The organism is Enterobacter sp. Tr-810, from assembly GCF_011752765.1.
Classification (GTDB): Bacteria; Pseudomonadota; Gammaproteobacteria; order Enterobacterales; family Enterobacteriaceae; genus Enterobacter; species Enterobacter soli.
The window spans coordinates 72,315-84,137 of sequence record NZ_VWWW01000001.1 but is presented as its reverse complement, the minus strand read 5'-3'; the positions used below and the strand labels follow the sequence as shown (position 1 = coordinate 84,137).

Genomic DNA, 11,823 nt, shown 5'->3' with positions numbered 1-11,823 from the left:
TATGGCAATTTCACTGGTAGAAAACGGAAAAAAGAAAGAAGGCTTTATCGACTTCACGCCTTATTTCAACAAAATTAAGCACAAGCTTATCTGGTGCCTGGTGGTGGTGATCGTTGCCGCCGTGGCGGCATTTATGTTGACTCGCTTAATGTCCTCGAGCTATACGGCGACGGCGACCGTGCTGTTTAAAGCGCAGTCATCGGATATCACTACCCTGCCACGCCTGGATAATTACGACTCTACGCGCAACGATTACTACGAAACCAAATATGCATTAATGGGTTCGCGCGTGGTGCTCGATGCCGCGGTACGTAAATTAAAGCTGTATGAGGATCCCGAGTTTAACGAGGGCGATAAACAGGATGCAGCCGGGCGCATTGATAACGCGGTGCAGGCGCTACAAAAGAAACTGACTATTTCTGGCGTGCGATCCACCCAACTGGTTTCCGTTTCCGTGGAAGCCAAATCGGCGCAAAAAGCCGCGGATATCGCCAACGGCGTTGCCCAGGCCTTTATTGATTACAGTTTGCAGCAGAAAAAAAACGCCCTGCTTCAGGCGCAAAGCGCGAACGAAAAAATAAAGGACGATCTGAAAAGCCAAATGGATCAGCAAAAGGCAGCTATCGATACCTTCCTCAGGCAAAATGGGTTGCTGACTTTCCGCGGCGTGGATGGTTATGAAACCGAACGCATGGGGATCGCGATAAACCGCCTGGCCGATGCAACCCAGCGCCGCCTGAAAGCACAGACCGAGTGGGACAAAGTCCGCCAGCAGCAAGGCAAACCGATTGAGCAGATTATCTCTCTGCCCGAAATATCTGGTCATCCACAGATTCAGGATCTGCGCATTGCCATGATCCAGACGCGCCGTGAGCTTTCCGATGCGGCGGAACACTATGGGCCGCAGCATCCGAAGTATCTCCAGGCCCAGGCGCAAATGAAGGCGGTGAGCGCCCAGCTCGGTCAGGTGTTGGGTGAGCTGTCAAACGGCCTGCGCCAGCAGTATCAAATCGCGCTCGACGATGAGCAGCACTATCAGCAAATGCTCGACGAGGAAAAAGCAAACTTCCAGGCCCTCGGTGCCAGGCGTGATCAGTACAACACCATGACCACCGCGCTGAACAAAACCGAAGAGCTGTATAAGTCGCTGTACCAGCGCGCCAGTGAGCAAAAGCTGTCGGAGAATCTCTCGATGCCGGATGAGGTGATTTACGATGCTGCCGTTCCACCGGATCGCCCGTCAAAACCACAGCGCGGCCTGCTTATTGTGATGGTTACCCTGATGGCGCTGGCGCTGTACATCATGTACCTGATCGTCGGTACCGCGATGGACAAAACCGTGAATAGCCTCAGCGAACTGAAAGCGAAAGCCGCTCTCGACGCCAGCGGTGAATTCCCGCAGCTGCCGAATGTGGAAAGTGCGAAACAGATTTTCCATAACGTCCAGTATGCCGACATGATCCACAGCCTGCGCCTGGCGTTGCTTAATCGCCGGGATAAACCGGCGACCATTCTGGTGACCTCGGTCCAGCCCCGGTTCGGCAGCTCGCTTATCGCCGAACTGCTGGCCAGCTCCGCCAGTAAGGCACGTAAAACGCTGCTTATCGATCTCGATTATCTGGCCTCTAAAGGGTTATCCGCGAAGTATCCGCAGCAGAAACTGGGCTTCAGCCAGTTACTGAACGGCATCGCCACCGCAGAACAGGCGATCGTTAAACTGGATGACCAACTGGACTTCCTGGCGCGAGGCGAGCTGAACGACTCTTCCTTGCTGCTGCTGACGTCCGAACGTTTACCCGCCCTGCTGGCAACGCTGCACCAGACGTACGATACGCTGGTTATCGATACGCCGGCACTGAGCCTGGCGCAGGATAGCCTGCTGCTGGCGGCGCAGAGCGACATTAACCTGCTGGTGGTAAAAGCTGGTGAACAGGCGGCGCGTGTTCGTGAGGCGGTGCTTCGTCTTAAACGCGCTGGTGATGCACCGGTCACGCTCCTTCTCAACCAGGTGAAAGAAGAGAACCTGGAAACGCAGGAAGGGAAACGTCTGCTCGATCGTGAAATGCACGAACTTATTTCACCGAAATAGCGATTATGAATCTCATCAGGAGCATTTCATCCATCGCCAGTTCGTCAGTGCTTTCGCAGCTGATCGGCGCCTTTTCGGTCTGGCTTATCTCGCATCGTTACGGGATGGCGGAGGTCGGCCATTACGCGATGATCTACAGCAATGTGCTGATCGGCGCGCAGGTGTGTATGTTTGCCTCCCAGCTGCTAATCCCCCGTCAGGAGGATCACCAGTTAGGGCAAAACGTGGTGTTTTGTGTGTTACAGAGCCTGGTGATGGCTATCCCCTGGGCGGTGATCACCGGGCTTATCTTTAACCTGAATATTGCCTTTCTCTATTTGCTGACTTTCGGCTATGCGCTGGTACTGGTTGCCGAAAACCTGTCGCTGCGCGGCGGGAATTACCCGTTCCTGACCTTCCAGCGTATCGCCGTGTCGCTGGTTGTGGCTGTCGCCCTGCTGGTGATGCCCAACCCGATGCTGTTTTATCTGGCGTGGATGGCCGGCATTTTGTTGCTGATAAGCGGCTGTCTGATCCGCCTGTTTGACTTCCGCAGCCTGACGCTGAGCAACTTTTCACTGAGCGCTAACGCCCGCTTCTTGCGCGAACACTGGCAGCATATCAGCCGCGTTGGCAGCGCCGAGGTACTGGCGATGGCCAGCAACAACCTGCCGACCATGCTGATTAACATCTGGTTCTCGCCGCTGGTCGCCGGGTATTTCTCGGTGGTCAGCCGTTTCTGTTTATCGCCGGTGATGATCATTGGCAACGCGGTGCGCAACTCCATTTTCTCTAAATGGTCGATGGATTTTCGTCACAACACCTTTAACTACCCGGAATATAAAAAGGTGCGACTGATGCTGATGGGGGCATCGGTGGTGTGTATTCTCGGCATCTGGATTTTCTATCCGCTGGTGATGCGTCTGGGCTTTAGCCAGGAGTGGCTGAACTCGATCCCGACGTCGCGCTATATGCTGCCCTATCTGTTTGCTGCACTGGCGGTCAGCCCGTTGACGGTCATTGAGCTGATTTTCGGCTCCCGGCGCTACTTCCTGCGGATCCAGATTGAGCAGATGCTGATTATTGCCATCGCCTTTATCGCCCTGCCGAAATTCGGCGTGGGCTATCAAATCGCGCTGTTGACCTTCTCGGTACTGACCAGCGTGCGCTACCTGTTCATTCTCATCAAAATGAACCAGCGGGCAAAATCACTCTGGGTACAGGAGCAGAAAATATGCAGCTAAATACCGGCCGCTACCTTGAAGCCTATGCTCTGATAACTCTGGTTTTCTGCGGCACGGTCCAGTACTTCACCGGCGTGGCGGCGATCCTGTGGCTGCCCTTCTTTATGGTGCTGATCATGGCGGTATTGCTGCTGATGCAAAACCGTCCGCAGCCGTTGACGCTCACCGGGCGCGAAAAGGTGATACTGGCGCTATACCTGACGTTTATTTTCCTCGGACTTGTCTCTACGGTGCTGCAATCGGGCATCGTGACCACCATCGTCGGTTTTAAAAACGAGCTGGCGCTGTCGTTGCTGATGCTCTGTATGTTGCTTGGCATGGTTCGCGAATCGCAACTGCACAGGCTGACTCAGCTGTTCTACTGGATCTTCTACGTGCAGATCCCGGTCGCGATTTATCAGGTGATTTTTGTCGTTCCCCAGCGCGTGGCGCTTCGTGGTGAGGATGAGAAGTGGGATTCGGTAGTCGGCACGTTCGGCGGCGACCCGATGGGCGGTGGCAACACCGCGGCAATGGGGTCGTTCTGCCTGCTGATCATGCTACTGAAGCTATCGGAGTATAAGCACGGGATCTGCTCGTTAAAATCGCTGGTGATCCACATTGCGCTGGGCTTCTTCCTTTGCGTGGTCGGCGAAGTAAAATTCATTATCCTGCTGTCCCCCTTCCTGCTGGCGCTGCTGTGGATCCTGCCCGGCTATGTGCGTGGCGTCAGTGCCGTCAGCCTGCGCTCGCTGCTGATTATCGCCGTTGGGATGACGCTGTTAATTTTTATCGCCATTACCGTTCTGGCATCGAATTATTCGGCGGCCTTTGGCGGGGATCCTACCCGCAGCGCGCTTTCGGTGTTTATTGATTCACTGAGTTATATTTTTGATGCCAACTACATCATGCCGAGCGGCGAGCTGGGACGCTTCACCACCGTCTTCTTCTGGCTCCAGCATAACGATCTTTTCGGCCCGGGTGGGATGCTGTTCGGCTACGGTCTTAACGCCACGAACAGCGGCAGTACGGTTTCACCGGGGTATATCGGCGCCTGGTATCACCTGATCCTCGATTCCACAGCCTTAAGCATGTTGCTGTGGGAAGTGGGCATTATCGGCATCATTCTGTTTATCTGCATGATTGGCGCCGTGCTCGTGGCGATGCGGCCAAAAGAGACCTTTTCCCGTCAGGAGCTTAATCGTGAAGATCTCCAGTTGCTCAGCTCGGCACCGGCGTACTACGTCTTTGTCATCGGCTGCCTGCTCAGCCTGCCGTACAGCCAGATCCTGATGATTGTCCCCATGTTGCAGTTTTTATTATGGGTGGCCCTCGGGGCGCTTATCGTCATCCACCGCACTATCCGTCTGAACTCCGGTAACGAACATGAATAAAACACCCTCTATTACCGTCAGCATTAAGACCCTGAATGAAGCGCAGGGTATTGAGAAAACGATCGACAGCGTCCGCAAACAACTGCAACCCTATCCGCATCAAATCATTGTTGCCGACAGCCTCTCGACAGATAACACGAGGGATCTCGCGTTAGGTAAAGACGTGATGGTGGTGTGCCTGGATAACATCAGCGATCGCAGTTGCGGTATCGGCCACCAGCTCGGCTGGCTGTATAGTGAAGGCGATTACCTGCTGCTGCTGGATGGCGATATGGAGCTTGAACCGGGCTTTCTTGATACCGCTGTCGAATTTCTGGAAACCCATCCTGAGTACGCAGGAGTGGCCGGTAGCGTTGAGATGGATGATGCCTCTAACTACGAGTTCAAATCACGCAAGCAGCGCCTGCACCTGATTTACCCGCACGGCGATACTGACCATTTAGGCGGCGGCGGGCTGTATCGCCGTTCAGCCATCGAAAAAGTCGGCTACCTGACCAACCTGAACCTGCACGCCTACGAAGAGGCCGAGCTGGGCATCCGCCTGGGAGCCGCTGGCTACAAGCTGCACCGCCTGGATGTGCCTTACTTTAGCCACACGTCCTACACCATGCCGACATTCAAGATGCTGATTTACCGCTGGAAGAACCGTTTCCTGTGTGCGCCTGGTGAACTGCTGCGTGGCTGCTGGGGCAAAGCCCATTTCCCGGCTGCGCTACGCATTGTGCGTAATGAGCTGGTTTTCACCCTGTATCTGCTGATTTTGCTGGTCTGTCTGCTGACTTTTAACGCCAAGGTTATCGCCATTGCGCTGCTGCCACTGCTGGCGTTTATCGCTCTGAAAACAGCCAAAAACCGATCACTTCGCGACGGCGTGCAGAGCGTTATTAACTTATTTATGTTTTCAGCGGGGATGTTGCGCGGGATGGCTCGTGCAGTTCGTGACCCGATGCAACGCCCGGCGGTGACCGTGTTTAATCCAAAGCATATCGATACTGAAAATGAAAATTCTCTTCGTTAACAAGTTCTTCTTTATCAAAGGAGGTGCGGAAACCGTTTATTTCCAGGAGCGGGATGCCATGCTGCAATCCGGCTACCAGGTCGTCGACTTCAGCATGAAGCACGTGGAAAATAAACCGTCGCCGTGGGAAGAATTTTTCGTCCAGAATGTCGATTACCACGACAGTCACGGTCTGATGGGCCGTGTCAGGGCCGGGGTGGATTTTATCTATAATTCGCAGGCCTGTGCGAAGCTCAACACGTTGCTGCTGCGCGAGCGGCCAGATATTGTGCATTTTCATAATATCTATCATCAGATAACACCCGCCGTCATTGGCGTGGCGAAGCGCTTTGGCTGTAAAACGGTACTGACCGCGCACGATTACAAAATCGTCTGCCCCTCCTACACCATGCTGCGCGACGGCCGCGTTTGCGAAGAGTGCCTGACCGGATCAGTTATCAACGCATTCCGTCACCGCTGCCAGCAAGGCGATACCTTTAAAAGCCTGCTGCTGTCGCTGGAAGCCTACTGGCAGAAGTTCGCCAGAAATTACGCCATGCTCGATTGCATCATCGCGCCGAGCGAATTTATGCGCCAGACGCTGCTGCGTAAGCTCCCCCACACCCGCATCGACGTTATCGTTAACGGTATTGACGCCAGCACCACCGTGCCTGGCGACACGGCGGGCGACTATTTCCTCTATATCGGCCGCCTGAGCCGGGAAAAAGGCGTATCGACCCTTGCCCAGGCGCAGCAGAAAATGACCCAGAAAATGCCGCTGAAAATCGTCGGCGATGGCCCGCTCGGTAAAGATCTGCGCGCCCGCTTCAGTGGCCCGGAATTCCTCGGGTATATGAAACACGGCGAGGCGCTGAACAACCTGATTCGCGGGGCCCGTGCGGTTATTGTCCCTTCCGAATATTACGAAAACTGCTCAATGTCGGTACTGGAAGCCATGGCCTTTGGCCGCCCGGTGATCGGCGGCAACATTGGCGGTATTCCGGAACAGATCCGTGACAACGTTGATGGTTATCTGGTGGAGCCTGGCGACAGCGACGCGCTTGCTCAGCTGATGGACCAACTGGCAGCGGACCCACAACGGGCGCGTGACATGGGGATGAGTGCCCGCCAGCGTCTGGAAGAAAAATACGATCTTGCCCGTCATATGCAGGTACTACAGGCGCTTTATCAGCAACTTGTGGGAGTGACAACATGAAAACCAACGTGACGGTGCTGGGCACCCGCGGCATTCCCGATGTTCAGGGCGGTGTCGAAACCCACTGCCAGAATCTGTACCCGGAAATCTATCGTCTGGGCAACGCCGAGATCTGCGTGCTGGCCCGGTCGCCGTACGTGAACTATCGCCGCAGTGAATATAAAGGTGTTAAACTCAAGAGCTTATGGGCGCCGAAAAGCCGTAAGTTCGAGGCCATCGTGCACTCAACCCTGGCGGCGCTCAGCACCTTATTTGACGGCTCCCGCGTGGTTCATGTTCACGCCATCGGCCCCGGACTGGTGGTGCCGCTGTTGCGCCTGCTGGGGAAACGCGTTGTGTTTACTCATCACGGCCCGGATTATGACCGGCAGAAATGGGGTAAAGTCAGTAAAGGGATGCTGCGGCTGGGCGAAAAATGGGCGGTAACCTACGCCAATGAAGTGATCGTCATATCCGAGGTCATCAACAATCTGATTAAGCGCAAACATGGCCGACATAATGCCCACGTTATCTATAACGGTGTCCGCCAGACCGCGCTGCCATCCGCGGAAGAACAGGCGACGATCCTTCAAAGGCACGCCCTTAAGCCGGGTCAGTATATTGTTGCTGTGGCACGCTTTGTGGAAGAGAAAGGCTTGCACGACCTGATAGCCGCCTATGCTGCGGCGGGTTGTGCGACGCCACTGGTGCTGATTGGCGATGCCGACCACGCCGATGAGTACAGCGAACGGCTAAAGAAACAGGCCTTCAGCACGCCGAACATCTTTATGACCGGTTTTGTTAGCGGCCCGACGCTGCATACGTTGTTCTCACAGGCCGGGTTATTCGTCCTGCCCTCTTACCATGAAGGCTTGCCAATCGCCCTGCTGGAGGCCATGTCGTGGTCGTTGCCGGTCATTGTCAGCGATATTCCGGCCAACCTCGAAATCGGCCTGCCGCAATCGGACTATTTCCCGGTCGGTAATGTTCCGGCCCTGACGCAGAAGCTTCAGCAGTGGGTCGCAGGAGAGAAAGCGGATTACAGCCAGTTTCTGCCAAAGTACCGCTGGCCGGAAATTGCCGCTCAAACCGCTCAAGTGTATCAGCGCCTAACGTAAACGGGTAACACGTGTCAAAATCTACAGCAGAACTGGTCATCGAACGCTTCTATGCCTCACTTGATCAGGAGGTCGAAACCTCATTAACCCCGGAACAGAAGCGCGGAATTGAGCAGGCGCTGATCCATACCAATCTGGCGACGCGCCACCGGCTCGATTTTCGCCATAGCTTCCCTTTCCTCCACCGCCGCTATTTCGTGGTGTTTCTCTTTGGCCGGGATCTGCGCAAGGTATCGCGCGAAAGCACACTGGTTGGGCGCATCTTCACTACACTGATCATTACCTTCGCGGTGTTGTTCTGCCTGCTGTCGGTTATGCTGGCACTCTATATGCTGAAATCGGCACTGGGCATCGATGTCTTCACCAATTTCCACGTTGGGATCTGGACGTGGTTTATGGACCTTCATGACAAAATGACAAGGTGAAATAAAATGCCGATGTCGTCTCTGCGTAAAGCGCCTTTGTTTCGTGCACTGCTGCTGGCGGGTTTGCTGACGTCAGGCTCTGCGGGTGCTGTCACCACGGTGGTTTCACCTCTGGCCTTCGACGGCCTGTTGACCAATCCGGGTATGGGTGTTGCCAGTTTTCATGACGGCTATGGTCAAAAACCTACTCTTGCGCAGTACCCCGACACCGGCTTTGAATACGAGCGTTTTTACTGGAGTGAGCTAGAGCCACAGGAAGGGGTTTATAATTTCGCCCTCATCGACAACGCTTTCGCCGTTGCCGCCAGACACCAGCCGGCGATGAACGTTGGTCTGCGTTTTATGGCGCTTGATGAACCGCTAGCCGGGTCGAAAATCCCCGCCTGGCTGATTGCCAAAGGCATTAAAGGACAGTGGGTTGAGAACCATAAAACCTTCGTGCCGGATCTCAGCGACCCCACCTTCATCGCCTACGCACAGAAACTGATCGGCGCCATGGGTAAACGCTACGATGGAAACCCGGAGCTGGCATTTATTGATATCGGCATGGTCGGTTCGTGGGGTGAATGGCATAACTCTAATTTTCCTGACATGCCGAAATTGCTGGATAAATACACCCCCGCGCAGCTCAATCGTTATGTCGATATGCACTTTGATAGCTTCCCGAAAACCCCGAAAGTGATGCTCATTAGCGGCGGTGACTCGCTGGCATGGGCCAGCCGCCGGGGTGCTGGCTGGCGCGCGGACTGTTGGGGCGACTGGCGTAATTTCTCAGCCGAGTGGAGCCACATGCGCGATGACTACCCGCAGCGTCTGGCTGCCGCGCAGGCCGCCGAGCCGGACTTTAACGACAGTTGGAAACGAGCGCCGGTTAGCCTTGAGATTTGCGGCTATATGACCGAATGGCAAACCGTGCAGCACTATACCCGCGCAGAGGTCCAGGCGACCTTCGATTGGGCGTTGCAGCAGCACGCCAGTACGCTGAATATCAAATCGCGACCGATCCCCACGGAATACCGCGACATTGTTGATAAGGCCTTACTACGCATTGGCTATCGCTATCGGGTGAATAAGCTGACGTTTGATACCCCGCTTCAGATTGGGCAACCGCTGACGCTGACCGTTAACTGGCGTAATGACGGCGTTGCACCGGCGTATCTTGCTTATCCGGTGCAGTGGCGGGTGGTTAATGCCGCTGGCACAACCGTTCTGAAGCAGAAAACGCAGGATGATATTCGCCGCTGGTTGCCGGGCGATATTCAAAGCCGCGTGGTGCTGGCGCTGCCTGCCTCCCTGCCCGCTGGCAACTATTCGCTGCAAACGGCAATCACCGATACCCAGGGCGCACCGCGAGTCCAGCTTGCTAACAAAGGGAAAACCACCGACGGCTGGTATCAGATGGCCACTTTTGCGATCAGGTAAGTTTTTAGCAACATGCTCAGGATAAACGTTCGCAGTTTAACTGTTCCTGATAACCGTTGCGTATCTCGCCAGCGACATAAGGCTGAGGTTTACCAAACAGATATCCTTGTGCGAAATCGCAGCCCAGCGCCTGAAGACTCTCCAGCTGTTCCTGCGTTTCAACACCTTCGGCAATAGCCTTCATATTCAGTGATTTCGCCATACCTGTAATCAGTTTGATAATGTTAATGGCGTCTTCCTGAGTGGAAAGCGTATGGACAAAAGATTTATCTATCTTGATCTTATCAAAGGCAATTCGACTCAGTCGCGAAAGTGAAGAGTATCCCGTACCAAAATCATCGATGGAGATTTTCACCCCCAGAGATCTAAGCTTGCTAAGGGTATTCATCGGCGTCGTACTCTCCGTAAAGAGAGAGGACTCAGTGACTTCCAGTTCCAGGCGTTCATTCGGAAGCCCTGTGTCTTTCAGGATGGACAGCACCACGCTGGCAAAGGCTTTGCTGCTAAGCTGAACAGGCGAGACATTGACTGAAATTTTCGCCGGAACCGCCCAGGTCGCGGCTTCCCGACAGGCCATTTCGAGCACCGCTCTCCCCATCTCGTTGATCATGCCTGTTTTTTCAGCGACCGGAATAAAGCTATCCGGTGACAGAATCCCCTTCAGTGGATGTATCCAGCGAATAAGGGCTTCATAGCTGTAAATTTCCCGGCTGAATGAATCAACAATAGGCTGATAGTAAACCACGAACTCTTTGTTCACGATTGCCATGGCCATATCATGTTCGAGGGTTCTGCTTTCTTGCAGTTTGTCTAACATGCGCTGGCGGAAGACTTTTATCTTTCCTGAACCTTCATTTTTGGCTTCATAAAGCGCCAGATCGGCAAATTTATACAGGAAGTCAGATCGGCGCTCAGTGTCTGAAATAACAATACCCACACAGGTGGTGATATTAATAATAGTGTTATAAATCGTGTACGGCTGATTGATAAATTCGCAGATTTTTTGAGCGCGGGAAACCGCCTGGCTTTCTGTCAGGCCACTCGAAAGAAATGCAAACTCATCCCCACCTAAGCGGTAAAGCGTATCTGAAGCAAGGCTCATCGACTCCAGACGGTGGGAGATCTGGCGTAATAAAATATCACCAGCATCGTGCCCGTACGTATCGTTGACCTCTTTGAATCGATCTAAATCAAACAACATGACAACCACAGACTGATTATCTTTTTTCGCCACTTCGATGGTTTTAGTTAAATTTTCCCAGAAGAAATGGCGGTTATTCATCTCGGTGAGAGAGTCGTGGTAGACGTCATACTCCAGTTTTGTGTTCTGGATTTGCAGTTTTTCTTTCGATTTCTGCAACTCTTCGGCAAGGCTTTTAACCTGAAGATGCGCCTTCAGAATATTTCTGTTTTGGTAGAATATCAGCACGCCTAATATCGCACTGAGTATTATTAGCAGTACCGACGTCGCCGAATAAATATAGTACAGCGTTTGAATATTGTGGTTCGCATTATTAATCGAGTTAACATCTTTATCTAATGCACCAGATGAGAGGCGGCTTAGCGGCGAGTCAAGCTCATGCATGACTTTCAGGTACTCTTTGATGTCCGAACGGTTCATTTTCTCAAGATGAACATCCAGATATTCAAGCGTACTTTGCAGTTGTAAAGCCAGTTCACGATGCTCTTTATTGCTGTCTATATAATGCCCTAAATCGCCGCCTTTCATTAAATCACTCTGGCTGAGCATAATGTCGAGACGCAGGCGTACGTCATCGAGGTCCATCGTATCCACAAAAGTGTAAAGACCAAGCCATGACTCAAAACGGTAATATTCTGACACCAGCTGGGCAGCAGACCATGAGTCGGTGTAGCGACTCAGCGTCTGCAACTCTTGTTGCCTTTCATGCACAAGGAACGATATATACCCTGTAGATATAAAAAGGGAAAATATGATGCCAGCCAGTATTCTGTTCATGAT

General features: G+C 53.4%; 9 protein-coding genes. 8 read left to right on the top strand and 1 reads right to left on the bottom strand.

Features of this window, described 5'->3' with window-relative positions; translation table 11 throughout:
* Position 1: 1 nt before the first annotated feature.
* Genes F3J30_RS00310 through F3J30_RS00275 form a run of 8 tightly spaced genes read left to right on the top strand, consistent with a single transcriptional unit; the run spans position 2 to position 9,842 of the window.
* Complete coding sequence (locus F3J30_RS00310) at positions 2–2,089, top strand: Wzz/FepE/Etk N-terminal domain-containing protein (RefSeq protein ID WP_166715241.1); 2,088 nt, start codon at positions 2–4, stop codon at positions 2,087–2,089.
* Positions 2,090–2,094: 5 nt separating this feature from the next.
* Positions 2,095–3,312 carry a capsular biosynthesis protein gene (locus tag F3J30_RS00305; protein ID WP_166715240.1) on the top strand — a complete coding sequence of 406 codons (1,218 nt, stop codon included), beginning with the start codon at positions 2,095–2,097 and terminating at the stop codon, positions 3,310–3,312.
* Positions 3,303–4,685, top strand: coding sequence for a capsular biosynthesis protein (locus F3J30_RS00300; RefSeq protein WP_166715239.1), 1,383 nt, complete (start codon positions 3,303–3,305; stop codon positions 4,683–4,685). The genes F3J30_RS00305 and F3J30_RS00300 overlap by 10 nt, the downstream gene beginning before the upstream one ends.
* Positions 4,678–5,703 (top strand): glycosyltransferase, encoded by a 1,026-nt coding sequence (locus F3J30_RS00295; RefSeq protein WP_166715238.1) that lies wholly within the window; start codon positions 4,678–4,680, stop codon positions 5,701–5,703. Before F3J30_RS00300 ends, F3J30_RS00295 begins: the two co-directional genes overlap by 8 nt.
* A complete protein-coding gene (locus F3J30_RS00290; RefSeq protein WP_166715237.1) occupies positions 5,684–6,898 on the top strand; it encodes a glycosyltransferase family 4 protein in 1,215 nt (404 codons plus the stop codon). The genes F3J30_RS00295 and F3J30_RS00290 overlap by 20 nt, the downstream gene beginning before the upstream one ends.
* Positions 6,895–7,995 carry a glycosyltransferase family 4 protein gene (locus F3J30_RS00285; RefSeq protein WP_166715236.1) on the top strand — a complete coding sequence of 367 codons (1,101 nt, stop codon included), beginning with the start codon at positions 6,895–6,897 and terminating at the stop codon, positions 7,993–7,995. The genes F3J30_RS00290 and F3J30_RS00285 overlap by 4 nt, the downstream gene beginning before the upstream one ends.
* An 11-nt stretch (positions 7,996–8,006) precedes the next feature.
* Positions 8,007–8,420, top strand: a complete 414-nt coding sequence (locus F3J30_RS00280) for a hypothetical protein (protein ID WP_166715235.1) — start codon at positions 8,007–8,009, stop codon at positions 8,418–8,420.
* Positions 8,421–8,426: 6 nt separating this feature from the next.
* The gene (locus F3J30_RS00275; protein WP_166715234.1) at positions 8,427–9,842 is read left to right on the top strand and encodes a DUF4832 domain-containing protein; all 1,416 of its coding nucleotides are present in this window, start codon (positions 8,427–8,429) and stop codon (positions 9,840–9,842) included.
* Between the two features lie 16 nt (positions 9,843–9,858).
* Here F3J30_RS00275 and F3J30_RS00270 read toward each other — a convergent pair whose 3' ends face one another.
* Positions 9,859–11,820, bottom strand: a complete 1,962-nt coding sequence (locus F3J30_RS00270; protein WP_166715233.1) for an EAL domain-containing protein — start codon at positions 11,818–11,820, stop codon at positions 9,859–9,861.
* Positions 11,821–11,823: the final 3 nt, after the last annotated feature.

What these genes read in the sequence shown, in the direction of transcription:
- F3J30_RS00310 (WP_166715241.1), top strand. Translation starts at nt 2, where the DNA reads ATGGCAATTTCACTGGTAGAAAACGGAAAAAAGAAAGAAGGCTTTATC.
- F3J30_RS00305 (WP_166715240.1), top strand. Translation starts at nt 2,095, where the DNA reads ATGAATCTCATCAGGAGCATTTCATCCATCGCCAGTTCGTCAGTGCTT.
- F3J30_RS00300 (WP_166715239.1), top strand. Translation starts at nt 3,303, where the DNA reads ATGCAGCTAAATACCGGCCGCTACCTTGAAGCCTATGCTCTGATAACT.
- F3J30_RS00295 (WP_166715238.1), top strand. Translation starts at nt 4,678, where the DNA reads ATGAATAAAACACCCTCTATTACCGTCAGCATTAAGACCCTGAATGAA.
- F3J30_RS00290 (WP_166715237.1), top strand. Translation starts at nt 5,684, where the DNA reads ATGAAAATTCTCTTCGTTAACAAGTTCTTCTTTATCAAAGGAGGTGCG.
- F3J30_RS00285 (WP_166715236.1), top strand. Translation starts at nt 6,895, where the DNA reads ATGAAAACCAACGTGACGGTGCTGGGCACCCGCGGCATTCCCGATGTT.
- F3J30_RS00275 (WP_166715234.1), top strand. Translation starts at nt 8,427, where the DNA reads ATGCCGATGTCGTCTCTGCGTAAAGCGCCTTTGTTTCGTGCACTGCTG.
- F3J30_RS00270 (WP_166715233.1), bottom strand. Translation starts at nt 11,820, where the DNA reads ATGAACAGAATACTGGCTGGCATCATATTTTCCCTTTTTATATCTACA.